The sequence below is a fragment of the Streptomyces sp. NPDC037083 genome (assembly GCF_055606485.1).
Window position 1 is genome coordinate 453,384 of sequence record NZ_JBVJSQ010000006.1, and the last position, 25,466, is coordinate 478,849.

General features: G+C 73.8%; 23 protein-coding genes. 12 read left to right on the forward strand and 11 right to left on the reverse strand.

Going from position 1 to position 25,466, the window contains the following annotated elements; genetic code table 11:
* Positions 1 to 9 precede the first annotated feature (9 nt).
* From ACZ7DE_RS19500 to fxsA, 3 genes are all read left to right on the forward strand, one after another.
* Complete coding sequence (locus ACZ7DE_RS19500; protein WP_470762733.1) at positions 10 to 1,623, forward strand: amidohydrolase; 1,614 nt, start codon at positions 10 to 12, stop codon at positions 1,621 to 1,623.
* 566 nt (positions 1,624 to 2,189) lie between these two features.
* On the forward strand, positions 2,190 to 3,026 hold the full coding sequence (locus ACZ7DE_RS19505) for a polyprenol monophosphomannose synthase (protein ID WP_470762735.1): 837 nt from the start codon (positions 2,190 to 2,192) through the stop codon (positions 3,024 to 3,026).
* 46 nt (positions 3,027 to 3,072) lie between these two features.
* On the forward strand, positions 3,073 to 3,606 hold the full coding sequence (fxsA, locus tag ACZ7DE_RS19510) for an FxsA family membrane protein (protein WP_470762737.1): 534 nt from the start codon (positions 3,073 to 3,075) through the stop codon (positions 3,604 to 3,606).
* A 300-nt stretch (positions 3,607 to 3,906) separates the two neighbouring features.
* Here fxsA and ACZ7DE_RS19515 read toward each other — a convergent pair whose 3' ends face one another.
* From ACZ7DE_RS19515 to yczE, 4 genes are all read right to left on the reverse strand, one after another.
* Positions 3,907 to 4,281, reverse strand: a complete 375-nt coding sequence (locus tag ACZ7DE_RS19515; RefSeq protein ID WP_020128921.1) for an RNA polymerase-binding protein RbpA — start codon at positions 4,279 to 4,281, stop codon at positions 3,907 to 3,909.
* A 278-nt stretch (positions 4,282 to 4,559) separates the two neighbouring features.
* Positions 4,560 to 5,909, reverse strand: a complete 1,350-nt coding sequence (locus tag ACZ7DE_RS19520) for an MFS transporter (protein ID WP_470762740.1) — start codon at positions 5,907 to 5,909, stop codon at positions 4,560 to 4,562.
* Positions 5,910 to 5,960: 51 nt separating this feature from the next.
* Positions 5,961 to 6,728 carry a glycerophosphodiester phosphodiesterase gene (locus ACZ7DE_RS19525; RefSeq protein WP_470762742.1) on the reverse strand — a complete coding sequence of 256 codons (768 nt, stop codon included), beginning with the start codon at positions 6,726 to 6,728 and terminating at the stop codon, positions 5,961 to 5,963.
* Positions 6,725 to 7,396, reverse strand: a complete 672-nt coding sequence (yczE, locus tag ACZ7DE_RS19530; protein ID WP_470762744.1) for a membrane protein YczE — start codon at positions 7,394 to 7,396, stop codon at positions 6,725 to 6,727. Before yczE ends, ACZ7DE_RS19525 begins: the two co-directional genes overlap by 4 nt.
* Before the next feature lie 216 nt (positions 7,397 to 7,612).
* On the opposite strand from yczE, the gene ACZ7DE_RS19535 reads away from it, so the two are divergent.
* The gene (locus ACZ7DE_RS19535) at positions 7,613 to 9,109 is read left to right on the forward strand and encodes an SCO1417 family PLP biosynthesis transcription factor (RefSeq protein WP_470762746.1); all 1,497 of its coding nucleotides are present in this window, start codon (positions 7,613 to 7,615) and stop codon (positions 9,107 to 9,109) included.
* A gap of 228 nt (positions 9,110 to 9,337) precedes the next feature.
* Here ACZ7DE_RS19535 and ACZ7DE_RS19540 read toward each other — a convergent pair whose 3' ends face one another.
* Both ACZ7DE_RS19540 and ACZ7DE_RS19545 read right to left on the reverse strand, forming a co-directional pair.
* Positions 9,338 to 11,005 (reverse strand): P-loop NTPase family protein, encoded by a 1,668-nt coding sequence (locus tag ACZ7DE_RS19540; RefSeq protein WP_470762748.1) that lies wholly within the window; start codon positions 11,003 to 11,005, stop codon positions 9,338 to 9,340.
* A 40-nt stretch (positions 11,006 to 11,045) separates the two neighbouring features.
* The gene (locus ACZ7DE_RS19545; protein ID WP_020128927.1) at positions 11,046 to 11,240 is read right to left on the reverse strand and encodes a hypothetical protein; all 195 of its coding nucleotides are present in this window, start codon (positions 11,238 to 11,240) and stop codon (positions 11,046 to 11,048) included.
* Positions 11,241 to 11,504: 264 nt separating this feature from the next.
* Here ACZ7DE_RS19545 and ACZ7DE_RS19550 point away from each other — a divergent pair, with 264 nt between their 5' ends.
* The 5 genes from ACZ7DE_RS19550 to ACZ7DE_RS19570 all read left to right on the forward strand — a co-directional run bounded on the left by ACZ7DE_RS19550 (position 11,505) and on the right by ACZ7DE_RS19570 (position 17,318).
* Positions 11,505 to 11,897 carry an ankyrin repeat domain-containing protein gene (locus ACZ7DE_RS19550; RefSeq protein ID WP_470762750.1) on the forward strand — a complete coding sequence of 131 codons (393 nt, stop codon included), beginning with the start codon at positions 11,505 to 11,507 and terminating at the stop codon, positions 11,895 to 11,897.
* A gap of 323 nt (positions 11,898 to 12,220) precedes the next feature.
* The gene (locus tag ACZ7DE_RS19555) at positions 12,221 to 13,642 is read left to right on the forward strand and encodes a HEAT repeat domain-containing protein (protein WP_470762752.1); all 1,422 of its coding nucleotides are present in this window, start codon (positions 12,221 to 12,223) and stop codon (positions 13,640 to 13,642) included.
* Between the two features lie 216 nt (positions 13,643 to 13,858).
* Positions 13,859 to 14,986 carry a glycosyltransferase family 4 protein gene (locus ACZ7DE_RS19560; protein ID WP_470762754.1) on the forward strand — a complete coding sequence of 376 codons (1,128 nt, stop codon included), beginning with the start codon at positions 13,859 to 13,861 and terminating at the stop codon, positions 14,984 to 14,986.
* Between the two features lie 179 nt (positions 14,987 to 15,165).
* On the forward strand, positions 15,166 to 16,380 hold the full coding sequence (locus ACZ7DE_RS19565) for a glycosyltransferase (protein WP_470762756.1): 1,215 nt from the start codon (positions 15,166 to 15,168) through the stop codon (positions 16,378 to 16,380).
* Complete coding sequence (locus ACZ7DE_RS19570) at positions 16,377 to 17,318, forward strand: SGNH/GDSL hydrolase family protein (RefSeq protein ID WP_470762758.1); 942 nt, start codon at positions 16,377 to 16,379, stop codon at positions 17,316 to 17,318. Before ACZ7DE_RS19565 ends, ACZ7DE_RS19570 begins: the two co-directional genes overlap by 4 nt.
* A gap of 264 nt (positions 17,319 to 17,582) precedes the next feature.
* Here ACZ7DE_RS19570 and ACZ7DE_RS19575 read toward each other — a convergent pair whose 3' ends face one another.
* Genes ACZ7DE_RS19575 through ACZ7DE_RS19595 form a run of 5 tightly spaced genes read right to left on the reverse strand, consistent with a single transcriptional unit; the run spans position 17,583 to position 22,021 of the window.
* The gene (locus tag ACZ7DE_RS19575) at positions 17,583 to 18,452 is read right to left on the reverse strand and encodes a 5-oxoprolinase subunit C family protein (protein ID WP_470762760.1); all 870 of its coding nucleotides are present in this window, start codon (positions 18,450 to 18,452) and stop codon (positions 17,583 to 17,585) included.
* The gene (locus tag ACZ7DE_RS19580; RefSeq protein ID WP_470762856.1) at positions 18,449 to 19,075 is read right to left on the reverse strand and encodes a 5-oxoprolinase subunit B family protein; all 627 of its coding nucleotides are present in this window, start codon (positions 19,073 to 19,075) and stop codon (positions 18,449 to 18,451) included. The genes ACZ7DE_RS19575 and ACZ7DE_RS19580 overlap by 4 nt, the downstream gene beginning before the upstream one ends.
* 2 nt (positions 19,076 to 19,077) lie before the next feature.
* Positions 19,078 to 19,845, reverse strand: coding sequence for a LamB/YcsF family protein (locus ACZ7DE_RS19585; RefSeq protein ID WP_470762762.1), 768 nt, complete (start codon positions 19,843 to 19,845; stop codon positions 19,078 to 19,080).
* A gap of 20 nt (positions 19,846 to 19,865) precedes the next feature.
* Positions 19,866 to 20,720, reverse strand: coding sequence for a putative hydro-lyase (locus tag ACZ7DE_RS19590; protein WP_470762764.1), 855 nt, complete (start codon positions 20,718 to 20,720; stop codon positions 19,866 to 19,868).
* Complete coding sequence (locus ACZ7DE_RS19595) at positions 20,717 to 22,021, reverse strand: MFS transporter (RefSeq protein WP_470762766.1); 1,305 nt, start codon at positions 22,019 to 22,021, stop codon at positions 20,717 to 20,719. The genes ACZ7DE_RS19590 and ACZ7DE_RS19595 overlap by 4 nt, the downstream gene beginning before the upstream one ends.
* A 172-nt stretch (positions 22,022 to 22,193) precedes the next feature.
* Here ACZ7DE_RS19595 and ACZ7DE_RS19600 point away from each other — a divergent pair, with 172 nt between their 5' ends.
* The 3 genes from ACZ7DE_RS19600 (at position 22,194) to ACZ7DE_RS19610 (ending at position 25,438) form a co-directional block, all read left to right on the forward strand.
* The gene (locus ACZ7DE_RS19600; protein ID WP_470762768.1) at positions 22,194 to 22,901 is read left to right on the forward strand and encodes a GntR family transcriptional regulator; all 708 of its coding nucleotides are present in this window, start codon (positions 22,194 to 22,196) and stop codon (positions 22,899 to 22,901) included.
* A 79-nt stretch (positions 22,902 to 22,980) separates the two neighbouring features.
* A complete protein-coding gene (locus ACZ7DE_RS19605; RefSeq protein ID WP_470762770.1) occupies positions 22,981 to 24,507 on the forward strand; it encodes a hypothetical protein in 1,527 nt (508 codons plus the stop codon).
* 52 nt (positions 24,508 to 24,559) lie between these two features.
* Positions 24,560 to 25,438: a hypothetical protein gene (locus ACZ7DE_RS19610; protein WP_470762772.1), complete on the forward strand. Its 879-nt coding sequence runs from the start codon at positions 24,560 to 24,562 to the stop codon at positions 25,436 to 25,438.
* Positions 25,439 to 25,466 lie beyond the last annotated feature (28 nt).

A 25,466-nucleotide genomic window follows, 5' to 3' on the forward strand; every position in this document is an offset into this window, starting at 1 on the left:
CTGTTCCCCATGAGTGAGCACGCCCCCCAGCCGAACACCGTCCTGCTCCGCCGAGGAGAGGTCCACAGCCCCGCCGATCCGTTCGCGACCGCGATGGTGGTCGAGCGCGGCCAGGTCGCCTGGGTCGGCTCCGAGGGCGCCGCCGACGCCTTCGCGGACGGTGTCGACGAGATCGTCGACCTGGACGGCGCCCTGGTCACCCCGGCGTTCACCGACGCCCATGTGCACACCACGTCGACCGGCCTCGCGCTGACCGGACTCGACCTGTCCGACGCCCCCTCCCTGGCCGCCGCCCTCGCCCTGGTGCGGGACTTCGCGGCGGCCCGTCCGCAGGACAAGGTGCTGCTCGGGCACGGCTGGGACGCCTCCCGCTGGCCGGAGGGGCGCCCGCCCCGGCGGGACGAGCTGGACGCGGCCACGGGCGGCCGGCCGCTCTACCTCAGCCGGATCGACGTCCACTCGGCCGTGGCCACCACCGCCCTCCTCGGGCTCACGCCCGGGCTGCGGGCCATGCCCGGCCACATGGACGGACCGCTCACCCGCGACGCCCACCACGCCGTCCGCGCCGCGGCGTTCGCAGCCGTGACGCCGGCGCAGCGCACCGAGGCCCAGCGGGCCGCCCTCGCGCGCGCCGCCTCCCTCGGCATCGGCTCCGTCCACGAGTGCGCGGGCCCGGAGATCTCCTCCGAGGACGACTTCACGGACCTGCTGCGGCTCGCCGCCGAGGAGAACGGTCCCCGGGTCGTCGGCTACTGGGCGGAGCAGGACGCCGGCAAGGCGCGGGAGCTCGGCGCGCTGGGCGCCGCCGGGGATCTGTTCGTCGACGGCGCCCTCGGCTCCCACACCGCCTGTCTGCACGCCCCGTACACCGACGCCGACCACACCGGCACCGGCTACCTGGGAGCCGACGAGGTCGCCGCGCACGTGGTGGCCTGCACCGAGGTGGGCCTCCAGGCGGGGTTCCACGCCATCGGCGACGCCGCCGTGACCGCCGTGGTCGACGGCGTGCGCGCCGCCGCGGAGAAGCTGGGCCTCGCCAGGATCCGCGCCGCCCGCCATCGTGTCGAGCACGCCGAGATGCTCACGCCCGAGACGATCGCCGCCTTCGCCGAACTCGGCCTCACCGCCTCCGTCCAGCCCGCCTTCGACGCCCTGTGGGGCGGCGCGGAGGGCATGTACGCCCAGCGCCTGGGCGCCGAGCGGGCCCTCACCCTGAACCCGTTCGCGGCCCTGCTGCGGGCCGGCGTCCCGCTCGCCTTCGGCTCCGACAGCCCGGTCACCCCCCTCGACCCGTGGGGCACGGTCCGCGCCGCCGCCTTCCACCGCACCCCCGAGCACCGCGTCTCGGTACGGGCCGCGTTCACCGCCCACACGCGCGGCGGCTGGCGGGCGGTCGGCCGGGACGACGCGGGCGTCCTGGTGCCGGGCGCACCCGCCGACTACGCGGTCTGGCGAACGGACGAACTGGTCGTCCAGGCCCCTGACGACCGGGTCGCCCGCTGGTCCACCGACCCCCGGTCCGGCACGCCCGGACTGCCCGATCTGACCCCCGGAGCCGACCTCCCGGTGTGCCTGCGGACCGTGGTCGGCGGCCGGACCGTGTTCGTGCGGCCGAGCGAGTGATCTCCCGGGGCGGTGCGGGGAAGATCACCCGTCCGCCCGTCGTCGTGCGACCTGCGCCTCCTCCCCGCTGACCTGCGCATTGGCGGAAGACCCGCAGGTCGAACGGCTGTTGACAGCCGACTGCGGGGGGCCGGTAGGTTCGGCGGAGTCCACCACCGGACGCCCCGCCGGGGAACCTCCGCGCACTCGCCGCGGCGCCGCTGGGTCAGGGACGGTGTGCCACGCCGGCGCACCGCCACTGGCAGCCAGGCTCAGCGCCCGCGCCGCAGCGAGGGAACGTTCCGGCCGGTCGGGGAGGTGTGACCCGGGTGGGGCCCGGGCGCTCAGTAGACAACGGCTTTCGGTCGACCCGCAGCCAGCGGGTCCCGGGCCGGCCCGAAGAGCGCCGGGCCCCCATCCGCAGGGCTCGTCCGCGACCCCGCGGGGCAGAGGCGTACAGACGAGCCCAAAAGCACATTGCTACCCCGCCGATGTCGATTCGACACCACCATTCGAACGTCCTGTCACGTCATCGCAGGCGGCGGCCACTATGGTGGTCCCCTGCGTACGGACTTGAAGGGGCAGCAGTGAACGACGGCGACGGGACCCGCGCGGCACAGGACCGGGGGAGGCAGTTCGGTCCGCTCGGCACGGCCTTGGTGATCATTCCGACCTACAACGAGGCGGAGAACATCAAGAGCATCGTCGGCCGGGTGCGCAAGGCTGTCCCCGACGCCCACGTCCTCGTGGCCGACGACAACAGCCCCGACGGCACCGGCAAGCTCGCCGACGAACTGGCCGCCGGGGACGATCACGTCCAGGTGCTGCACCGCAAGGGCAAGGAGGGCCTCGGCGCGGCCTACCTCGCGGGCTTCCGCTGGGGCCTGGACCACGGGTACGGCGTGCTGATCGAGATGGACGCCGACGGCTCCCACCAGCCCGAGGAACTGCCGCGCCTGCTCACCGCGCTCAAGGGCGCGGACCTGGTCCTGGGCTCCCGCTGGGTGCCGGGCGGCCGGGTCGTGAACTGGCCCAAGTCGCGCGAGGTCATCTCGCGCGGCGGCAGCCTCTACTCGCGCCTCGCCCTCGACCTCCCGCTGCGCGACATCACCGGCGGCTACCGCGCCTTCCGCCGCGAGACCCTGGAGGGCCTCGGCCTCGACGAGGTCGCCTCGCAGGGCTACTGCTTCCAGGTCGACCTCGCCCGCCGCGCCGTCAAGGCCGGGTTCCACGTGGTGGAAGTCCCCATCACCTTCGTCGAGCGTGAGCACGGCGACTCCAAGATGAGCCGCGACATCCTCGTCGAGGCGCTGTGGCGGGTCACGGCCTGGGGCGTGGGGGAGCGGGTCGGCAAGATCACCGGCCGGACCGCCGACCAGCCCGAGCGGCCCCAGCCGCCCACCCGCTCCCACAGTGACGGCTGATCGTCCCCTTATGCCGCTCTGAGCCGGGTCCGGGCACACTGGAAGCATGACGACTGGCGCTCCGACCCCCGCGTACCCGACCGACGCCCGGCCCCGCCCCACCCGGCCCCGCCGTTCCCGGCTGCGGACGTTCCTGCCCCTGGGTCTCGCCGTGTGGCTGGTGCTGGAGATCTGGCTGCTCACCCTGGTCGCGGGCGCGGCCGGCGGCTTCACGGTCTTCCTGCTGCTGCTCGCCGGGTTCCTGCTGGGCGCGGTGGTCATCAAGCGCGCGGGCCGGCGGGCCTTCCAGAACCTCAACGAGGCGCTGCAGCGGGGCACGGCTCCCAGCCGGGGCGGCAACGGCCTGATGATGCTCGGCGGCCTCCTGCTGATGATCCCGGGCCTGGCCTCCGACGCGCTCGGTCTGCTCCTGCTGCTCCCGCCGGTCCAGAAGGCCGTGGGCGCCTACGCTGAGCGCAAGCTGCGCCTGGCCGGCCCGGGCACCCTGGGGGACGCGTTCCAGCAGGCCCGCATCCACCGCCCGGACGGCAAGGTGGTGCCGGGCGAGGTCGTCGGCGAGGTCATCAGGGACGAGCGCTGACCCACCGCACGGCACGCCGAAGGGCCCGGGGCTCGGCCCCGGGCCCTTACGTGTGCACGGGGCGGCGACGTGCGCCGTGAGGCGACCTGCACACGTCCGCGAGCGATTCACGCGGGTCGGTCGGTCGCTCGCGGGCCGGTCACTCGCGCGGGTCGGTCCCTCGTGCCAGGGGCGTCCTAGGAGCAGCGTGCCAGGGGCGTCCTAGGAGCAGCACGACGACCGCGGGCGCCGTACGCATGTCACGTACGGCGCCCGCGGTCATTGGCGTGCGTGTGTACAGCCGGCCTCAGCCCCGCAGGGCTACGCGGACTTGCGGCTGTCGCGGGGATGAACCGCGAGGTTCATGGCCCCGGACCGCAGGACGGCCAAACGCTCCTCGAGGACCTCTTCCAGTTCCTCGCGGGTCCGCCGTTCCATCAGCATGTCCCAGTGCGTACGCGCGGGCTTGGCCTTCTTCTCCTCAGGGCCGTCGCCGTCCACGAGGAGTGCAGGGGCTCCGCAGACCTTGCACTCCCACTCCGGCGGAATCTCCGCCTCGACCGAGAAGGGCATCTCAAAGCGGTGCCCCTTCTCGCATGCGTACTCCACGGCCTGGCGCGGGGCCAGGTCGATGCCGCGGTCCGTCTCGTAGCTGGTCACCACGAGGCGCGTGCCGCGAAGAGCTCGCTCACTCATGAATCGTGCCTCCCGGGCTTGTCGCCCACAGGACAGGTGTCGCTGTCGTCGTCATCCGGTCAACGTCCGGTCGGCGGTAAAGATTCCCGTTCCGATTCCCGTTCCGGGTCATGGGTCGCCGTCGTAGCCGCAGCCTTGTCAACCAGTGCAGTACCCACCGGCGCCCGGTTTGTCACATCTGAAAGGAGATGTCACCCAGCGTTTCGGCATCTTTGACGCGCAGTAACGGTACGCCTGGCAGGCCAAACGCGTACACTACCGCCCTTTCGCCTTGAGCGCTAAATCCTCTCGGGCACCGGGTTCCCCGCGTCGCCGATCGCACGCCGCACGGGGACCCGCGCGAGCAGCAGGAACCCGATGACGAAGAAGGCCACCAGCGAGACGATCGCGTCACGGTAGCTGCCCGTCAGCTGGTAGGTGATGCCGAACATCAGCGGGCCGAGCCAGCTCATGCCGCGGTCGCTCATCTCGTAGGCCGAGAAGTACTCGGCCTCCTTGCCGGGCGGGACGAGGTGGGAGAACAGGGAGCGGGAGAGGGCCTGGCTGCCGCCGAGGACCAGTCCGATGGCGGCCGCGAGCAGGAAGAAGCCCACCGGCGCCCCGGCCGGCAGGAAGTAGCCGGCGCCCAGGGTGAGGGTCCAGGCCACCAGCGAGCCGAGGATCGTCCGCTGTGCGCCGTACCTCCGGGCCAGACGCCCCATCCCCAGCGCGCCCGCCACCGCGAGCACCTGCACCAGCAGGACGGCGCCGATCAGCGTGGACTGGCCGAGGCCGAGCTCCTCCGAGCCGTAGACGGAGGCCTGGGAGATCACCGTCTGGATGCCGTCGTTGTAGACGAGGTACGCCAGGAGGAAGGCCAGGGTCAGCGGATGGCGGCGCATGTCGCGGACCGTCGCGGCCAGCTGGCGCAGTCCCGGAGCCGTCGGCTCCTCCCGTACGGCGGCCGGCCGGTCGCGCAGCCGCAGCAGGGGGATCAGCGTGAAGCCGCCCCACCACAGGCCGGCCGAGGCCAGGCAGATGCGGACCGCCATCGACTCGGAGACGCCGAAGGAGTCGTGGGCCAGGTAGAGGACCAGGTTGACGACCAGGACCAGCGAACCGGCCGCATAGCCGAAGGCCCACCCCCGGGAGGAGACCGCGTCGCGTTCCTCGGGCGGGGCGATCTGCGGCAGATACGAGTTGTAGAGCATCATCGCCACCGACTGGGCCGCGTTCGCCACGATCAGCAGGGCGCCGCCCAGCAGATAGCGGTCGCCGCCCAGGAAGAACATGGCGGTCGTCGCCGCGGCGCCCACGTAGGCGGCCGCGCCCAGCAGCGGCTTCTTGCGGCCGGTGCGGTCGGCGGCCGCGCCCACCAGGGGCATCACCAGAACGGCCACGATCACCGACAGGGACACCGTGTACGGGAAGAAGGATCCCGCCCGGACGGGGATGCCCAGCGGATGCACGTACCCGGCGGCGTCCGCGGCCTCCTTGGCGACCGAGGTCAGGTACGGGCCGAGGAACACGGTGAGCACGCTCGTCGAGTAGACGGAGCAGGCCCAGTCGTAGAAGTACCAGCCGCGCTGTTCGCGCCGCCGCCCGGCGGCCTCGTCGGACGCCTGCGTCCGCACGGTGTCGATTCCCACCCGCGCCCTCGCTTCCCGGTGCAGAAACCGCGTGCGGGGGTGGGCCGGGGCTCAGGCCCAGACGCCCCGGTCCTCCATGACCTTGCGCAACGCGTCGATGTGATCGGTCATGATGCCATCGACCCCCAGGTCCAGGAGCCGGTGCATCCGATCCGCGTCGTTGACCGTCCACACGTGGACCTGCAGCCCGCGCGCGTGGGCGGTGCGGACGAAGCGCCGGTCCACGACCTGGATGCCCGACTGGGCCTCGGGCACCTGGGCGGCGATCGCCGAGCGGCGCAGCGTCGCGGGCACGCCCCAGGACCTGAGCCGCAGGTTGAGCACGCCCCGGGTGCCGTACGAGGTCGCCAGGCGTGGACCGGCCAGCCGCTGGGCGCGCACGACACGGGCCTCCGAGAACGAGCCGACGCAGACGCGGTCCCACGCGTTCGCGCGGGCGATCAGGTTGAGCAGGGGGTGCAGGGCGGGCTCCGCCTTGAGGTCGACGTTCCACCGCACCTCGGGGAAGGTCTCCAGGAGCTCCTCGAAGAGCGGCACCGGTTCCTTTCCGCCCACGCGCGCGTGCCGCACGTCCGACCAGAGGAGGTCGGCCATGCGGCCCGTGCCGTCCGTCACCCGGTCCAGCGTCGTGTCGTGGAAGGCGACGAGCTTGCCGTCCCGCGTGGCGTGCACATCGGTCTCGATGTACCGGTAGCCCGCCTCGACCGCTCGCCGGAACTGCGCCGCGGTGTTCTCCAGACCGTCCGCGGCTCCACCGCGGTGGGCGAACGGGATGGGTCCCGGATGGTCGAGGTAGGGGTGGCGTATGAGGCTGGTCACGGACGCAGTATCGCTCCCCGCGGTGTCCCGGTGGCAACGACCGTGCTGCCGCCGGATGCCGCCGAAACGGCGAACACCCGCAGGAAGAGCTGGGCGAGCGGCCCGATCGTCACCGCGTACAGCAGCGTGCCGACGCCGATGGTGCCGCCGAGGGCGAACCCGGTCACCACGACCGCCGCCTCCACCGTCGTCCGCATCAGGCGGATCGAACGCCCGGTGCGCCGGTGCAGACCGGTCATCAGTCCGTCGCGCGGTCCCGGCCCGAAGCCGGCCGCGATGTAGAGGCCGGTGGCCGCGCCGTTGAGGACGAGCCCGGCCGCCAGCAGGAGCACCTGTGCGGGCAGGGTCCGGGCCTCCGGGACGCACGCCAGGGTGCCGTCCATCGCGAGGCCGACGACGAAGACGTTGGAGACCGTGCCGAGGCCCGGCCGCTGGCGCAGCGGGATCCACAGCAGCAGCACCGCGGCCCCCACGGCGATGGACACGACGCCGATCGACCGTCCGGTCAGCTCGGCGAGACCCTGGTGCAGCACGTTCCAGGGCTCCAGGCCCAGACCCGCCTGCACCAGGAGAGCCGAGCTGGCGCCGTAGAGGGCGAGGCCGGCGTACAGCTGGACCAGCCTGCGGAGGAGACGGCCGCTCGCATCCCTCGAGCGGGCTTCCTGCAAGGGGGACTCCTGCGCGGGGGGTTGCTGCGAGGGGGCTGCCTGCGAGCGGGGTTGCTGCGAGGGAGTCTCCTGGACGGCCGGTTCGGGGGAGGGCGATTCCTGCGGTGGCTCGGACAAGGGGTCCCCCTGGTGGTGGCAGTGGCCTGACCCGTGACACTCTGTGGCTTGAAAGCGAACGCCATCCATGGCCAATTCGGGGAAGGTGGACTGATATCCATGGCGCAGTGGACCTCTGCGGTGGGGGCCGCGCAGCTCGCCAGGCTGCTCAAGTCCCAGCAGGACCGCCCCGCGGGACCTGGCACCCGCCGTCCGCCGGCCTACCGCGCGCTCGCCGACGGCATCCGGCTGCTGGTGCTCGAAGGCCGGGTTCCCGTCGCCGCCCGTCTGCCCGCCGAGAGGGAACTGGCCCTCTCCCTCTCCGTGAGCCGTACGACCGTCGCCGCCGCCTACGAGGCGCTGCGCGCGGAGGGCTTCCTGGAGTCCCGGCGCGGCGCGGGCAGCTGGACGGCCGTGCCGGCGGGCAACCCGGTTCCGGCGCGCGGTCTGGAGCCACTGCCGCCCGAGACGCTCGGGTCCATGATCGACCTGGGCTGCGCGGCGCTGCCCGCGCCCGAGCCCTGGCTCACCCGCGCCGTGCAGGGCGCGCTGGAGGAGCTGCCCCCGTACGCCCACACGCACGGCGACTATCCGGCGGGCCTGCCGGCACTGCGCGCGATGATCGCCGAGCGGTACACCGCGCGCGGGATCCCGACCATGCCCGAGCAGATCATGGTCACGACCGGCGCCATGGGCGCCATCGACGCCATCTGCCACCTCTTCGGCGGACGCGGCGAGCGCATCGCCGTCGAGTCGCCCTCCTACGCCAACATCCTGCAGCTGATGCGGGAGGCGGGTGCCCGGCTCGTGCCCGTCGCGATGGCCGACGGGCTGGCCGGCTGGGACATGGACCGCTGGCGTCAGGTCCTGCGCGACGCGGCGCCGCGCATCGCTTACGTCGTCGCCGACTTCCACAACCCGACCGGAGCGCTCGCCGACGAGGACCAGCGCCGCCGACTCGTGGAGGCGGCACGCTCGGCCGGGACCGTGCTGGTCGCCGACGAGACCATGAGCGAACTGTGGCTCGACGACGTGGAGATGCCGCGGCCCGTGTGCGGCTTCGATCCCGCGGGCTCGACGGTGATCACGGTCGGCTCGGCGAGCAAGGCCTTCTGGGCCGGGATGCGCATCGGCTGGGTGCGCGCGGCTCCGGACGTCATCCGCAGCCTGGTGGCGGCCCGCGCCTACGCCGACCTCGGCACGCCCGTGCTGGAGCAGCTGGCGGTGAACTGGCTGTTCAGCACGGGCGGCTGGGAGCAGGCCGTCGAGCTGCGGCGCCTCCAGGCCCGGGGAAACCGGGACGACCTGGTCGCGGCGGTGCGGCGGGAGCTGCCGACCTGGGAGTTCGCCGTGCCCGAGGGCGGACTGACCCTGTGGGTGCGCGCCGGCGGGCTCTCCGGGTCCCGGCTGGCCGAGGCGGGGGAGCGCGTGGGCCTGCGGGTGCCCTCCGGCCCCCGGTTCGGAGTCGACGGCGCCTTCGAGGGATACGTGCGGCTGCCGTTCACCGTGGGGGGCGCGGTGGCGGAGGAGGCGGCGGCACGACTGGCGGCCGCCGCGCGGATCGTGGAGAGCGGGGGGACGGCGGGCGGCGAGAGCCCTCGCACGTTCGTGGCGTAGGCGTAGGCGTAGGCGTAGGCGTAGGCATGGGCATGGGCGTTGGCCTGCGGGAGCGGCGGCGACGGGTCCCTGGCCTGGCGTCGTTGTGTCGGCTGTCGGCTGTCGGCTGCGGCCAGGTCGGGTGGCTTGTGCCGGTGGTGAGGTCCTGCGTGCGTTCGTGGCGCGGGCGGGGCGGCGAGCCGCGTGTTCCGGTGGGCGGTCCCGTCGTCAGCCGTCCGCGCTCGATGGCTACTCCGCTGCCGCCGCTTCGGCCACGGCTGTCTCCGCTACCGGGGTCTCGGGGACCGTCGTCTGCGGGACCGCCGGCGTCACGGTCGTGGGCTTCGTGATCACGACCTTCGCGACGGCGTCCCCGACCGGTTCCGGCAGCGTCTCGGTGTCGGCCGGTGTGGAGCGCGGTGGCAGCAGGTCCAGGACCGCCTGCCGGTGGGCGCCCGTCGTCGCGTCGTCGTACGGGTCCGGGGTCGCCGGGACCTGGAGGCGGTGGACCTGACCAGCGCCGAGCCGGGCGTATCCGCGCCCCGGGGGGACCTGGTCGACGGGGGTGGTGTGCGGGGGCGCGCCGAGCACGGCCTCCAGCTGTCCGGCCGACGCCGCCCCGAGCGTGACCCGCGCCCGGGTGTGCTGGTGCACCGCGTCGCTCAGGGAGTCCAGGGCGTCGAACTGCTCGGCCACGACCACCGTGACGGCGGCCGCGCGGCCGTGCCGCAGGGGGACCTGGAGGAGGGACTGCGGGTCCTTGTGGCCGCCGGCCTGAGCCAGGTGGGTGAAGGCGGTGGGACGGTCCAGGAGGATCCACAGCGGACGCTTGGTGTCCTCCGGGGCGGGGTCCCCGGCCTGGCGGGCACGGTTGGCCGCGATGAGCCGGCGTTCCGTCTCGCCAGCGGCCCACTCCAGCGCGGCCAGCGCCCCGTCGAGCCCGATCTCGACGCCCAGGACGCCGTCCCGGCCGGCCAGGCAGGCGTACTCGCCGGTCCCGCCGCCCTCGACGATCAGTACGTCACCGTGCTGGAGGGCCTGGAGGGCGATGGACCGCAGGAGGGTCGATGTGCCGCTGCCGGGCTGGCCGACCGCCAGCAGGTGCGGCTCGGTGGAGCGGATGCCGGTGCGCCAGACGACCGGTGGGACGTCGCGCCGGCCCTCGCCGTAGGCGAGGGGGAGGGTGCGCTGGACCCGGGAGGGATCCGTGAAGCCCAGGACCGTCTCGCCGGGGGCGGTGACGAAGCGCTGGGCCGAGATGTCGGTGGGCAGGGGGGCGAGGACGCTGACCGTGAGCTCGTTGCCCTCCTCGTCCCAGACGAAGAGGTACTCGCGGCCGCGGCCGGACTTCGCGGCGATCAGTTGTTCGATCCGAGCGCGCGATGCCGCCTCGCCGTCCGGGAAGTACGCCGGATAGTGGATCACGAGGTGGCTGACGCGGCCCGAGTCGTCGAACTCCTGCGTGGGGAAGGCCGTCTCCCAGTCGCCGCCGTGGGCGTACAGGGGAGACGGGTCTTCCGCCGCCGAGAAGTGCGGGACCAGGGCCTCGTACAGCACCTGGAGTCGCTGGATCTGCGATTCGTCAGGGCCTTCGGGAACCGGTGGGGTGCGGTCCCTGCCCTGCCAGGCCGCCGCCGCCATCAGGGTGACGACGGCGAGCAGCGGGCCGTACGGCACGAGCACGACGACCAGGATCACCGAGGCCGCCAGGAACAGCAGCGGACCGCGCTTGTCCCGGGGGGTCTCGGCCCACCTGCGCCGCCCGGCCGAGGCCAGCCGGCGCAGTCCGCGGGTGATCGTGATCAGTGGATGGAGGACATCGGTGGCGCTGTCGGCTGCCGTCCGGGCCAGCTCCCGGCTTCGGGCGATCTGCGCGCTGCCTGTGCTCAGGATGCGGGGGAGGGGGCGCCGGACCACTGCTGTCTCCTGGAGGTGCGTACGGACGGGACGTGCGGCGTCAGAACTTGATGCCGCCGAGAAGGCTGGCCAGGCTCTCGCCGCCGGCCTTGATGCTCGGGGCGATGGCCGTGCTGGCCATGTAGAACCCGAACAGGGCCGAGACCACGGCGTGGGACGCCTTGAGCCCGTCCTTGCGGAAGAAGAGGAAGACGATGATGCCGAGCAGGACGACGCCTGACATGGACAGGATCATTTTGGTTTCTCCTGGTTCGCGGGGGACAGTCACCATGAGTACTTCCAGGCTCACAGGATGTATCCATACGATAAAAGGTGCAACTGGGTGAAAAGCGGCCGATTTCCCCCGGCCGGCGGAAGGTACGGCGGGCTGCCCGAGCAGGAGAATTACGTCGAACGGGGTCGTAGGCGATCTTTGCCGCCGACGGGACCGGCCATGTACCCGGCGAGCCAGTACGCTGGCGATTCACCTGAACGGCTGTAGCGAGAGGCGGTCCGGCCGATGACCGAAGCCCTTGACCCCGAGGTCGTGGAGCTGGCGACCAAGATCTTCGATCTGGCACGCCGGGGACAGACCGAGGAACTCGTGGCGTACGTCGACGCGGGCGTTCCGGCCAACCTCACCAACGACCGCGGCGACTCGCTCGTGATGCTCGCCGCGTACCACGGCCACGCCGACGCGGTCCGGGCCCTGCTGGCCCGCGGCGCCGAGGCCGACCGGATCAACGACCGGGGCCAGACCCCGCTCGCCGGAGCCGTCTTCAAGGGTGAGACGGATGTCATCAAGGTCCTGCTGGAGGCCGGCGCCGACCCTTCCCAGGGCACGCCGTCGGCCGCCGACACGGCCCGCATGTTCGGCAGGGCGGAGCTGCTGGACCTGTTCGGCGCACACTGAGCCGACGGTCCTGAGCAGGTCAAAAGAAGTTCCTGACCAGGTAAATCGACGACCACGGGGGAGGCGGTACAAGGCCGCCGGAAATTTCGGTCGCGGCAGGTAGAACAGCCGGGTCATCATGACGTCGTGATTCACGGACGCGATGGCAGGGCAGGTGTTGCCGCACCGCGCGGGCCGTGATGCGGTCCGCATGGGCCACCGACGAGAGGCAGAGGAAGATGGTCTACAGCAAGCAGGAAACGGCGGGCGCCCCGACGTGTTGTCACGCGGCCAGGTAGTGCACGTCCCCGGTTGCGTCGACGCTTGATGTGAGGCTGTTTCCCATGTTCGATCCGGTCATAGCGCCCAGCGGTACGCTGCTCGGCCTGCTCCAGAGGGGCCGCGGCGACGGCACGCTGCACGCGCTCACCGCACCGCGCGCCGAGGCGCTCGCGGCGCTGAACCACTGTGTGCTGCGGGATCCCCGCCACGACTGGCAGGTGGAGAACCGCTCCCTTTACTACGCCCGTCTCTACCTCGACCTGAACGGCGGGCTGGACGAGATCGAGGCCCACCTCTTCGACGTCGAGGACGTCTTCGACACCGAGGAGTCACGCACGGGCCTCGCCCTCGCCGTGCTGGGCCATCTCGCCTCCTACGGCAGGCTCGACGCCCTCGAACTGCTGCGCAGGTACGCCGCCTCGGGAGCCAACTGGGCCTGGGCCCTGGACGAGCTCGCCCTGCGCGACGACGACGCCGGCCTGCGCGCCCTGGCCGCGCCGGTGCTCGCGCGGTTCCCCACCGACGCCGCGGGCGAGGCCGAACTGGCCGCCGTCGTGAGGGACGCCTTCGAGCCACGGCCCTGGCGGCTGTGGGCGGAGGATCCCCGCGAGTACGTCTCCACACGCGTGCGTGCCGCTCAGGAGGCCGGCTGTTTCGACCGCTGGCAACGCCAGATGAGTCCCAGCGGACCCCGCCCCGGCTGGAGCGTTCAGGCCGTGTTCGAGTGGGCCCAGCAGGGCGTCGAACGCGGAGCCGCGCTCCACGTCCCCGCCGCCCGCTGCCTCTCCGCCGTGGCAGGGCCGGAGGACCGCCCCGAGATCGTGCAGGCGGCCAAGGACGGCTCCGACGGGGCCCGCTGCACCGCCCTGCGCTACCTGGCCGACTGCAACGATCCCGACGCTCTCGTCCTGATCGAACAGGCCGTCGCCGCCGGCTCCACGGCCGTCATGGAGGCCGCCGTCGACGCCTTCGAGCGCATGCGCAGCGTCGCCGCCGTCGACCGGGCCCGCGGCTGGGTCCACCGGCCCGACGCCCTGGGCGCCGCCGCCGGCCGCATGCTCGCCTGCCGGGGCGCAGGCCGGGACAGCGACCTGGTCCTCGGCGCCCTGCGCGAGGCCGTGCGCGGCGAGGGCTGCGACGCGCCCGGTCTGTGGACCCTGGTCGACGGCGCCGGACGGCTCGGCATCGTCTGCGCGGCGCCCGTGCTGCGCCACATCTACCGCGAGACGGCCTCGTCCCATCTGCGCGGGCGCTGCGCCCGCGCGCTCGCCGCCACCGATCCCTCCTTCGCCACCGGCTTCGCCGTCGAGTGCCTGTGGGACTGCGAGGAGGGCACCCGCGAGATCGCCGCCCGGCACGCCGAGACCGGCGACGCCCGGGTGGTGGAGCGGCTGCGCCGGCTCGCCGCCGACCCGGCCGAGGAGGCGGAGGTGCAGACGGCCGTACGGAGCCGGATCGGCCCGGACGCGGCGTCGGCGATGTGACCTCGGACCCGGCCGCCGCACGAGGAGATCCCGGCGGCGGCCCGCCCGACGGGTGAACAGCGAGTGGCCGGCGGGGCCGGCGGTCATGGACAGGGCCTGACCTGCGCGGTGCGCGTCAGGTGCGTACCGGCGGCGCAGCGCAACGCTCATGGGACGTTCGTCGTTCGGAAAGATCCACTTTGACGCGACCACGTCCAGGACGGCGACAACACGGGTATGCGTGTCGTCATCGTGACCGAATCCTTTCCCCCCGACGTGAACGGCGTGGCCCATTGCGCCTACCAGACCGCCCGACACCTCGTCGATCGCGGTCACGCCCCCGTCGTCGTCGCCCCGGCCACCGCTGCCGGGGCCGGGCCGGACGCCGAAGCGCCCTGCCCCGTCGTCCGCGTCCCCTCCCTCCCGCTCCCCGGCTACCCCCAGGTCCGCGTCGCCCTCCCCAGCCGACGCGTCGCCGCGGCCATCGCCGAGCACCGTGCCGACGTGGTCCACCTGGCCAGCCCCTTCATCCTCGGCGTCCGGGGCATGTCCGCCGCCGCCCGGCTCGGCATCCCCGCCGTCGCCGTCTACCAGACCGACCTGGGCGGATACGCGCGCACCTACATGGGCGCAGGCGAGGCCGCGGCCTGGCGCCGGATACGGTCCGTCCACGCCGCCGCCGACCTCACCCTCGCCCCCTCCAGCGCGGCCCTGCACGACCTGGACACGCACGGCGTGCCCCGGGTGAAACTGTGGCCGCGGGGCGTGGACACCGAGCGTTTCCGCCCCGACCGCCGCGACCGGGCGCTGCGCCGCGCCCTCGCCCCGAACGGCGAGCTGATCGTCGGCTACGTCGGCCGGCTCGCCCCCGAGAAGCAGGTCGAGCTCCTGTCCGGCGCCTGCGGGCTGCCCGGCGTGCGCGTCGTGGTGGTGGGCGACGGGCCGAGCCGGCCCGGCCTGGAGGAGGCCCTGCCCGGCGCTGTCTTCCTGGGCAAACGCACCGGTGACGACCTCGCCCGGATCTTCGCCTCACTGGACGTGTTCGTGCACACCGGCCCGTTCGAGACGTTCTGCCAGACCGTGCAGGAGGCCATGGCGAGCGGTGTGCCCGTGGTCGCGCCCGCCGCGGGCGGCCCCCTGGACCTCGTCGCCCACGGGCGGACCGGTCTGCTCGTCCCGCCGCGCGACGCCACGGCCGTCCGGGACGCGGTCGCCTCGCTGGCCGCCGACTCCGCACGGCGGGCCGCCTACGGCGCCGCCGGGCGGGACACGGTCGAGGGGCGCACCTGGGCCGCCGTCGGGGACCGGCTCATCGGCCACTACGAGGACGTGCTCGCCGCGCGTCGCCTGGTGGTGGCGGCATGAGCGGCCCGAACACCGGCGGTGTGAGCGGTGCCGGTGTGAGCGGTGCCGGTCCGAGTGCCGGCGGCCCGAGCGGTGCCGGCCTGAAGGGTGCCGGCCCGGGTGACGGCGGCCCGAGCGGCACCGGTCGTTCGCGTGGTTTCGGCAGCGCCGGACGGACGTCGGCCCGACCGCTGCGGATCGTGCGCCTCGCCAACTTCGTGGCCCCCGCCTCGGGCGGGCTGCGCACGGCGCTGCGCGAGCTCGGCAAGGGCTATCGCGCGGCCGGTCACGAGTCCGTCCTGATCGTGCCCGGCGAGCGGGCCGACGACCGCGAGACCGAACAGGGCAGGGTGATCACCCTGCCCGGGCCGCTGCTGCCCGGCACCGGCGGCTACCGCGTCCTCGTCGACAAGCGGCGTGTCGCCCGCCTGCTGGAGGACCTCGCCCCCGACCGCCTGGAGGTCTGCGACCGCACGACGCTGCGCTGGACCGGCAAGTGGTCGCGGCGGGCCCGGATCCCCGCCGTGATGGTCTCCCACGAGACCGCCGACGGCGTCCTGCGCACCTGGGGCGTGCCGCAGGGTGCGGCCCGGCGCGCCGCCGACGCCCTCAACCTGCGCACGGCCCACACGTACGCGCGCGTGGTGTGCACCACCGAGTTCGCCGAGCGGGAGTTCGTGCGGATCGGGGCCCGCAACGTGGTGCGGGCGCCGTTGGGCGTCGACCTCGTCGAACGGCACCCCGCCCTGCGGGACGCCGGGCTGCGGGCCGTCCACGCGCGCGTGGACCAGACGCTGCTGGTGATGTGCACCCGCCTCTCCGTGGAGAAGCGGCCCGGAACGGCGCTCGACGCGCTGGAGGCGCTGCTGCGACGCGGTGTGCGGGCGGTGCTCGTCGTCGCCGGGGACGGCCCGCTGCGGCCGCGGCTGGAGCAGCGGGCGCGCGAGCGCGGGCTGCCGGTGACCTTCCTCGGGCACGTCTCCGACCGCGGCGAGCTGGGCGCGCTCCAGGCCTCCGCCGACGTGTGCCTGGCACCGGGGCCCGCCGAGACGTTCGGGCTCGCCGCCCTGGAGGCGATGGCCTGCGGGACCCCCGTGGTCGCGAGCGCCTCGTCGGCGCTCCCTGAGGTGATCGGGTCCGCGGGCGCCACCGCGGCCGACCGGGGGGAGGCGTTCGCGGACGCCGTGGAACACCTGCTGGAGCGTCCCGTGGCGGCCCGCCGGGAGGCGGCACGCGCGCGTGCGGAGTGCTTCGGCTGGGCGACGGCGGTCGAGGCGTTCCTCGCGGCGCACGACGCGACGGCGCCGTCGCCCGGCGACGCCCAGGGCCCGGCCGCCCCGGCAGCGGCTCCCGCCCCGGCTCCGGTGACGGCCACCGCTGCCGTCCGTCCCTTCGTGCCCGGAGGCCTGGGATGAGACCCGTCCGCTTCGTCGCCCTCGGGGACTCGCTCACCGAGGGCGTGGGGGACCCCGCGGGCGAGGGATGGCGCGGGTGGGCGGCTCTGCTGGCCGACGGTCTGGCCGGTGAGCCGGGTACGCCCGGCCGGACCGGTGAGATCGACGAGCCGGGGGTGGCCCTGACGGCCGAGGGGGCCGCCGGGGCCGGGAACGGCGTGGCCGGCGTGGAGTTCACCAACCTCGCGGTCAGCGGGGCGCAGACGCGGGACGTGCTGGAACGTCAGCTCCCGGCCGGCCTGGCGCTGCGGCCCGACGTCGTCTCCGTCCTCGTCGGCGTCAACGACACCCTGCGCTGCACCTTCGACATCCATGCCGTGGCCGCCCGGCTCGACGCGGTCTACGGTGCCTTCGCCGAGCAGGGCGCGGTCCTGCTCACCGCGTGCCTGCCCGACCCGGGCGGGGCGCTCGGGCTGCCAGGAGCCCTCGCCCGACCGCTGGCCCGGCGGCAGCGCGCGGTCAACGCCGTCGTCCACGCGTTGTCCGAGCGTCACGGCGCCGTCCATCTGCACGCCTCGGAGGGCGCCTGGCTGACGGACCGGGCGATGTGGAGCGCGGACCGGCTCCACCCCGGCGAACGGGGGCATCGTCAACTGGCCGTGCGTTTCCATGCGTTGCTGGCGCAGGCAGGAATCGCGACCGGGCCCGCGCCTTCGCCCGAGCCGGAGTTCCCGGCGCCCACGACGTCGGCGAGCCTGTGGTGGCTGGCGACGGCGGGTACCGGGTGGGTGGCCCGCAGATGCACTGATCTGCTGCCCCAACTGCTCACCCTGGCGGCCGACGAGATGCGTCACCGCGCGCGGGGGACGAGCGCCCGGCTCGACCTGCGCGCCTCCGCGGCGGTGTCCGCCGCCCTCGCCGCGCTGTCCTTGACGGAGCGTCGGCCGGACGCCGCCTAGCTCACCCCGGACGATCGAGACGCGGCAGGGCGGCGGCGCGGGGCCGGGCCCAGGAGTCCGGCGGGCCCGGCCCGCTCGTGCCGTCGGCCGCGGGTGTGCCACGACCTGCGGGTGCGCCGAGATCCAGTGGCTGCGTCACGACCTGCGGGTGCGTCACGACCTGCGGGTGTGTCAGGGATCCTGCGGCTGCGTCACGGTCCGGGGGACGGCAGGCCGGGCCGGGCGAACCGGGGCCGTGCCGGCCGGCTCCGAGGACGCCGACGGTCACCGTCGGCGTACGGCCACGAAGCGGACCGGCGTCCCCGGCACGGCCTGGGCGGCGGCCGGGAGGTCGCTCGCGCGGACGACCCCGATCACGGGGTAGCCCCCGGTGGTCGGGTGGTCGGCCAGGAAGACCACCGGCCGTCCGGCGGGCGGTACCTGTACGGCGCCCAGGACCATGCCCTCGCTCGGCAGTTCGCCCTCTTGAGCACGTCGCAGGGCGGGCCCCTCGGTGCGCAGCCCGATGCGGTTGCTCGCCGAGGACACACGGAACGTCGTCGACGTGAACGCGCGGATCGCCTCCGGGGTGAACCAGTCCGCGCGCGGGCCGGGCGTCACGCGCAGGACGAGCTCGACCGGAGGCGCGGGCTGGGGGCCGACGTCCACGCGCGCGTGCGGGGCCGGTTCGCGCCCCAGTGGCAGGACCGTGCCGTCGGCGAGCGGCGCGGGGCCGAGGCCCGAGAGGAGGTCCGTGGAGCGGCTGCCGAGGACCGGTTCCACGGCGATGCCACCGGCCGCGGCGACATAGGCGCGCACCCCGGAGAGGGCCGGTCCCACGTCGAACACCGCCCCGGCGGGCACCCGTACGGGAGCGCCCCAGGCGACCGGCCGCCCGTCCGACGTGACCCGGCAGGGCGCGCCCCCTACGGCCATCGTCACGTCCGAACGCGGCCTGAGGGAGCAGCCGTTGAGGGTGGTCTCCAGGACGGCCGCGTCGGGGGAGTTGCCCACCAGCCGGTTGACGAGGGCCGCCGCGGGCCCGTCGAGCGCGCCGGAACGGGGCACCCCGAGATGAGCGTGTCCGGGACGGCCCCGGTCCTGCACGGTGGTGAGCGCCCCGGCGCGGACGACGAAGAGCGCGCGGTCGCTCATGCCGTTCCCGCCGTCCCCGACGGGACGAACCGCACGCGCGTGCCGGGCGACAGCAGCGCGGCCGGCACGCGCGCGTGGTCCCACAACACCGCGTCCGTACTGCCGATCAGCTGCCAGCCGCCCGGTGAGGAGCGCGGGTACACGCCGGTGTACGGCCCCGCCAGAGCCACCGAACCGGCCGGCACGGCGGTACGCGGAGTGGCCCTGCGCGGGACGTCGTAGAGCGCGGGCAGGCCCGTCAGATAGCCGAAGCCGGGCGCGAACCCGCAGAAGGCGACCCGGAACTCGACGGACGCGTGGATGCGGGCCACCTCCTGCTCCGGGACGCCCCAGTGGGCGGCGACATCGGGCAGGTCGGGGCCGTCGTAGCGGGTCGGGATCTCCACGACCTCGTGCTCGCGCGCGGGCGCGGGCGGAACGTCCGCGGCGGCGAGCTCGGACGCCACCCGCCCGGGGTCGGTCAGGCCGTCCAGGAGGACCGTGCGGGCCGCCGGGACGATCTCGCGGGCGCCGAGCAGGCCTGCCGCGCGGCGGCGCAGCAGCTCCGCGTGCAGGGCCTCGGCCTGAGCGCCGGACGCCACCTCGACGAGGAGGGCGTCGTCGCCGACGGGCAGAACACGCATGCTCATGCGAAGGCCTCCACCCGTACGCCCGACTCCTCCAGCCGGCGGCGCACCCGGCGGGCCAGCTCCACCGCGCCCGGTGTGTCGCCGTGCAGGCACAGGGACCGCGCGCGCACCTCGATGGACGCCCCCGCGTGGGAATCGACCCGGCCGAGGCGGGCCAGGCTCACCGACCGTTCCACGACGGCGTCCGGGTCGCTGACCACGGCCCCGTCCTGCCCACGCGGCACCAGCGTGCCCCGCTCGGTGTACGCGCGGTCCGCGAAGGCCTCCGGGACGGCCGGCAGTCCCGCCTCGCGGGCCAGTTCCAGCAGGCGCGAGCCGGGCAGCCCCAGCACGGGGAGCGCGGCGTCCGCGAGGAGCACTCCGTCGACCACCGCGCCGGCCTGCTCCTCGTCGAGCACGACCCGGTTGTAGAGCGCGCCGTGCGGCTTCACGTACGCCACGCGCGCGCCCGCCGCCCGGGCGAACACCTCCAGTGCGCCGATCTGGTACGCCACCTCGGCGGCCAGCTCGGCGGGCGGGACGTCCATCGAGCGCCGGCCGAAGCCCGCCAGGTCCCGGTAGGAGACCTGCGCGCCGATCGTCACGCCCCGCTCGGCCGCCAGCTCGCACACCCGCCGCATGGTGGCCGCGTCCCCGGCGTGGAAGCCGCAGGCCACGTTGGCGCTGGTGACGACGGACAGCAGTTGCTCGTCGTCCGTCAGCTGCCAGCGGCCGAAGCCCTCGCCGAGGTCGGCGTTCAGATCGATCGCGGTCGTCGCGGTCATGGTTCCTTCGTTTCTCCTTCTCAGGCCACGCGGTACTGCTCGTCGCGGGCGTCGGTGAGGAACATCCGGCCCGGGGCGTGGGTGAGGGCGAACGGCGGGCGCGAGGCCGTCACCGCGGCCTGCGGGGTGACGCCGCAGGCCCAGAACACCGGGATGTCGTCCGGCTCGGCCTCCACCGGCTCGCCGAAGTCGGGCCGTCCGAGGTCGGCGATGCCCAGTCCCGACGGATCGCCGCAGTGTACGGGGCTGCCGTGCACCGCCGGGAGCAGGCTGCTCTCCCGGATCGCGGCCGCCAGGTGCTGCGGCGGGACCGGACGCATCGACACCACCATCGGCCCGTGCAGCCGTCCCGCCGGACGGCACTGACGGTTCGTCACGTACATCGGGACGTTGCGCCCCTGTTCGAGGTGGCGGATCGGGACGCCCGCCCCGGACAGCGCCCACTCGAAGGTGAAGCTGCAGCCGATCAGGAACGACACCAGGTCCTCGCGCCAGTAGCCGCGCACGTCCGTCGGTTCGTCCACCAACTCCCCGTCGGCCCACACCCGGTAGCGCGGCAGATCGGTGCGCAGGTCCGCGCCCTCGGCCAGCACGGTCGTCCAGGAGCCGGCGTCCGTGACGTCGAGGACGGGACAGGGTTTCGGGTTGCGCTGACAGAACAGCAGCATGTCGTACGCCCAGTCCGCGGGTACCGAGATCAGGTTGACCTGCGTGTGGCCCGCGGCGACGCCGGCCGTGGGGCCCGCCAGGCCGTCCCGGAAGCGGGCCCGGGCGGTCGCGGGGCTCCACGCGTGCGCGTGCCGCTCGACTAGCGTGACGGGACGGTCCTCGGTGAGGGGCTCACGACGGTCCTGCGTGAGAATCGGACGGTTCACACCAGTTCCTTCCCGCGCGTCTCAGGAAGCCCCAGCAGCGCCAGGGCGGCGATGGCGTAGCCGATGGCGCCGAAGACCAGCGCGCCGCCCACACCCCAGCTGTCGGCCAGGAAACCGACCGTGGTGGGGAAGACGGCGCCCACGGCGCGGCCGGTGTTGTACGTGAAGCCCTGCCCCGTGCCGCGCAGGGCCGTCGGATACAGCTCGCTCAGATACGACCCGAAGCCGCTGAAGATCGCCGACATGCAGAACCCGAGCGGGAAGCCCAGCACGAGCAGCAGGGTGTCCGCGCCGCTCGGGATGTTCGCGTACGCCAGGATGCACACCGCCGACAGCAGGGCGAACAGCCAGATGTTGCGGCGCCGGCCCAGGCGGTCGGTGAGGTACCCGCCGGTCAGGTAGCCGAGGAACGCCCCCGAGATCAGGAAGGTCAGATAGCCGCCGGTGCCCACCACCGACAGGCCGCGCTCCGACTTCAGGTACGTCGGCACCCAGGTCGCCAGGGTGTAGTAGCCGCCCTGCACACCGGTGGAGAGCAGGCCCGCGAAGAGCGTCGTCCGCAGCAGCGGGCCCTTGAAGATCGCGGGGAACGAGCCCTTCTCGGTGCTCCGCTCCCGTGCGGCCGTCGCCTCCGGCGCGTCCTGCACCCGGCGCCGCATCCACACGACGAGCAGGGCGGGCAGCGCGCCCGTCCAGAACATGATCCGCCAGGCCACGTCGTCGCCGAAGAACGAGAAGACCAGCGTGTAGGCGAGCGCCGCGAGACCCCAGCCGACGGCCCAGGAACTCTGGATCGCGCCGAGGGTGCGGCCCCGGTGCCTGGCGCTCGCGTACTCGGCGACCAGGATCGCGCCGACCGCCCACTCGCCGCCGAACCCGAGACCCTGCAGGGACCGGAAGACCAGCAGCGTCTCGTAGCTGGGCGCGAAGCCGCAGGCGACGGTGAACACCGCGTACGTGATCACCGTGATCATCAGGGCCCTGACCCGGCCGATCCGGTCGGCCAGGACGCCCGCGCCGGCGCCGCCGATCGCGGAGGCGACCAGGGTGACGGTGGTGAACAGGCCGGTCTGGCCGCTGTCCAGCCCGAAGTACGCGGCCAGCGCGACCATGCTCAGCGGCAGGGTGAAGTAGTCGTAGGAGTCGAGGGCGTAGCCGCCGAACGCGCCGGCGAAGGCGCGGCGGCCGCGCGGGCCGAGGGCGCGCAGCCAGGCCAGCGCGCCGTCGTCGGGGGCGTGTTCGCCCGTCGGGCGGTGGGCGTCGTCGGCGGCCGTGGCCTGCGGTGGGAGGGGAGTGCTCATGGGGCACCTCGCTGAGGGAGGACGAAGGGTGCTGGGAGGAGCAGTGCCGTGCGGGAGGCGGGTCGCCGCGGTGGGGGCGGGGCGGTGCCGTGGAAAGGAAGGTAGAGGATCGTTGAACGATTCTTCAATACCCCTGTTGTCTCGTTCTCGGGTCTGCGGTTCAATTCCGGGCATGGCAGAGCAGCTGGCGGGACTGGCGGACGACCGCGCCCTTCTGGGCCGGACGAGCACGGCGGAACGGGTTTCGGACATCCTCCGGAGCCGTATCGCCGAGGGCTACTTCCCGCCCGGGACCCGGCTTTCGGAGGACAGCATCGGCGGAGCCCTCGGGGTCTCGCGCAACACGCTGCGCGAGGCGTTCCGCCTGCTCACCCACGAGCGCCTGCTCGTCCACCAGTTGAACCGGGGCGTGTTCGTCAGGGTCCTGACCGTGGAGGACGTCGAGGACATCTACCGCACGCGCGCGCTCGTCGAGTGCGCCGTCGTGCGAGGTCTCGGGGAGCCTCCGTACGCGCTGGACGGCCTGCGGGCGAGCGTCACGGAAGGACAGGTGGCGGCCGTCGAGAACGACTGGAAAGAACTGGGCACGGCCAACTTCCACTTCCACCGGGAGCTGGTGGCCCTGGCCGGAAGCGCACGCACCGACGAGCTGATGCGCAGCGTCTTCGCCGAGCTGCGGCTGGCCTTCCACCTGGTGGACGAGCCGCGCCGGCTGCACGAGCCGTACCTCCAGCGCAACCGCCAGATCCTGCAGGCCCTGCAGGCCGGCGACCGGGAAGGGGCGGAGAAACTGCTCGAGGTGTACCTGGCCGACTCGCTGGAGCGGGTGGTCGAGGTCTACCGGCGGCGGGTGAGCGCCGAACCGGTCGTCGGCGACTGAGGGCTCTCGCGCCTCTGTGACGGCGGTCGCTTCTGCGTCGTTTGGGTCGATGTCAGACCGAGGACCTAGTCTGTGCACCGTGACTTCGCCTGCTTCGACGGACCGTGTTCCGCCCCAGCTCAGCGCGGGGCCGCGCCCCGCTCAGGGTCCGGCCGCCGACGAGGGGCTGGCGCGGCGGCTGCGCGCGCTCGCCTGCACCGCGCCGATCCACGACCTCGACGCGCGCAAGGCCAACCTGGCCGGTGAGTACTCGGTCTACGGCATGGCGGAGATCGCCCTCGCCGCCATCGACCTCGTCACGCTCAACATGGACTTCGACACCGGCGCCGACCACGACCAGATAGTGGCCCGGCTGCTGCCGCGCATCGCCGCACAGGCTCCCCGGCGGCCCGTCGCCGAGCACGAGCGGGTGGCCCGCTGGGTCCTGGAGAACCTGATCAACGTCGGCAGCGTCGACCGCGGCTTCCGCGCCGCGTACGGCATGTTCGCGCCGGACGGCACGTACGTGCGCCGCGACTACGACTTCAAGCTGATCGAGGAGGTGCCCGGCTACGGCGGAGCGGTCTACCTCCGCACGACCGACGAAGCCGTCAACGTCCTCGTCGGCGCCCTCGACACCGACGTCACCAGCGCGCAGATCGCCGCCGAGGTCAAGCTCGAGGTGCTCATCCGCCGGGGCCGCCTCGCCGACGCCCAGCTGGCCGCCGAACAGGCCCGCTACCGGACCGTGCAGTACTCGGAGACGCTGCGCCGCGCGCTGGAGGCGACCCGGCGCAACGTGCGCGCGGTGGACTGGCTCAACGCGGTGCCCGACATGATCGCCGAGGCCCTCGACCACGTCGCCGACCGGTACCGCCACGAGAACGCGATCCTCACCAACATCCGCAAGGCCCGCGACGAGATCGAGGACGCCGAGAACAAGCGCCGGGCCGCCGAGCTCGTCGACATCGTCAAGGACTGCATCCGCCGGCACACGCAGCTGCAGTCCCGCCTGCTGGAGGCCGGCCCGCTGTTCCGCGCCGAGCAGGACCGGCAGGCCTTCGCCACCCCCATGACGTCCTCGGGCATCGACCTCTACGGACACCTCCTCGCCCCCGTCCTCCCGTTGCCGCTGCAGCAGGCGGTCCGGGTCACCGACGCGTTCTTCGCCCACGGCACCGGGCTGCGCACCCCGGTGTCCGTGCGGGTGGGCGATCTCGTCGACCTGCTGCTGACACCGCCCCTGGAGCGGGAGCACCTGGGCGCGGAGATGCCGGAGCCGGACCTCATCGCCACGCCGGACGACAGCCGGTTCAGCGAAGAGCAGCTGGCCGCGGCGATGGAACTGCTCGACCTGCCGGCTGACGCGCCGCGACGGCTGTCGGGGCTGCTGGCCGAGGCTCGTCGCGCCGACCCCGATCTGCCCTACCTGGTGGCCCTGCTGGCCGTGCACGCGGCCAGCCCGGCCGTCGGCACCGCCTACCGCCAGGGCGAGGAGAAGCTGCTGTTCGCCGTGGACGACGGGACCGAGCTGGACGATCCGGAGTTCGGCGGGGCCGATCTCATCGTCGGCACGGCCCTGCTGGACGCCGCGGGGATGGCGGCGGACCGCACGGAGGCGGCATGAGCCGGGCCGGGAACCGAACGAACCCGCACGAGAACAGCAAGGAGCCGAAGCCGTGACCGAGCACGTCGACCGGAGTGAACCGGAGGCCGCCGCCCCACCGGCCTCCGCCGCCGTCACCCCCGCCGACGCCGCCGACGCGGCGCGGCTCGTCGCCTTCGGGCTGCAGCCCAAACTGCAGCCCGCGCGCGACCAGGAGTACGCGGAGCTGCTGAGGCGCTACCGGGAGGACTCCGCGTTCGCCCGGCTCGCCGACGCCGTCGCCGCCGGGCTCGGACTGATCGTGCTGGAGGTGTCCCCGCGCGCGGGAATGGCCGTGACCGCCGCCGAGGACTCGGTGTTCGCCGTGCGCATGGGCGACTACGCACGCCGCGCCTCCGCCGACGGCGGCGACCGCTTCCTGCACGGCCTCGCCCACCTCGCCGTCGCCGCGATGGCGTTCCCGCGGCCCGAGGACCTGGCCGACGACGGGTACATCGGGCGGGTCAGCGTCAACGGAGTCGACGCCTTCGTCCGCCAGGCCTGCCGACGGCTGGAGGAACGGGCGGAGGAGCAGGGCGTGAACACCGACCCCGCGACCGACGCGCCCGGCCTGGAGGCCGCCTGGCGGATCTGGGCCAGACGCAGCTCCACCGGCGCCACCAAGGACGCGCGCAGACTCGCCGGTTCGACGACCGGCATCGTCGGCAAGGCCGTCGCGTTCCTCACCGACTCCGGATTCCTGCAGCGGACCGGCGACGACAACGGCGGCACCTACCGCACGACCGCCCGCTACCAGCTCCAGGTGCGCGACATGGCCGGCAGCGCCGCCATGGCCGAACTGCTGGAGCTGGGCGTCGTCCCGGTCACCGACGGCACGCCCACCCTGCTGCCCGCCGAGGAGAGCGACGACCTGGAGCTGGTGGCCGACGCGGGCCTTCCGTTCCACTCCTAGCGGCCCAGCGCCTCCACGAGCCCCCAGC

Coding starts and splice junctions, on each gene's coding strand:
- ACZ7DE_RS19500 (WP_470762733.1), top strand. CDS start 10: ATGAGTGAGCACGCCCCCCAGCCGAACACCGTCCTGCTCCGCCGAGGA.
- fxsA (WP_470762737.1), top strand. CDS start 3,073: ATGACGACTGGCGCTCCGACCCCCGCGTACCCGACCGACGCCCGGCCC.
- ACZ7DE_RS19515 (WP_020128921.1), bottom strand. CDS start 4,281: ATGAGTGAGCGAGCTCTTCGCGGCACGCGCCTCGTGGTGACCAGCTAC.
- ACZ7DE_RS19535 (WP_470762746.1), top strand. CDS start 7,613: ATGGCGCAGTGGACCTCTGCGGTGGGGGCCGCGCAGCTCGCCAGGCTG.
- ACZ7DE_RS19545 (WP_020128927.1), bottom strand. CDS start 11,240: ATGATCCTGTCCATGTCAGGCGTCGTCCTGCTCGGCATCATCGTCTTC.
- ACZ7DE_RS19550 (WP_470762750.1), top strand. CDS start 11,505: ATGACCGAAGCCCTTGACCCCGAGGTCGTGGAGCTGGCGACCAAGATC.
- ACZ7DE_RS19555 (WP_470762752.1), top strand. CDS start 12,221: ATGTTCGATCCGGTCATAGCGCCCAGCGGTACGCTGCTCGGCCTGCTC.
- ACZ7DE_RS19560 (WP_470762754.1), top strand. CDS start 13,859: ATGCGTGTCGTCATCGTGACCGAATCCTTTCCCCCCGACGTGAACGGC.
- ACZ7DE_RS19570 (WP_470762758.1), top strand. CDS start 16,377: ATGAGACCCGTCCGCTTCGTCGCCCTCGGGGACTCGCTCACCGAGGGC.
- ACZ7DE_RS19575 (WP_470762760.1), bottom strand. CDS start 18,452: ATGAGCGACCGCGCGCTCTTCGTCGTCCGCGCCGGGGCGCTCACCACC.
- ACZ7DE_RS19580 (WP_470762856.1), bottom strand. CDS start 19,075: ATGCGTGTTCTGCCCGTCGGCGACGACGCCCTCCTCGTCGAGGTGGCG.
- ACZ7DE_RS19585 (WP_470762762.1), bottom strand. CDS start 19,845: ATGACCGCGACGACCGCGATCGATCTGAACGCCGACCTCGGCGAGGGC.
- ACZ7DE_RS19595 (WP_470762766.1), bottom strand. CDS start 22,021: ATGAGCACTCCCCTCCCACCGCAGGCCACGGCCGCCGACGACGCCCAC.
- ACZ7DE_RS19600 (WP_470762768.1), top strand. CDS start 22,194: ATGGCAGAGCAGCTGGCGGGACTGGCGGACGACCGCGCCCTTCTGGGC.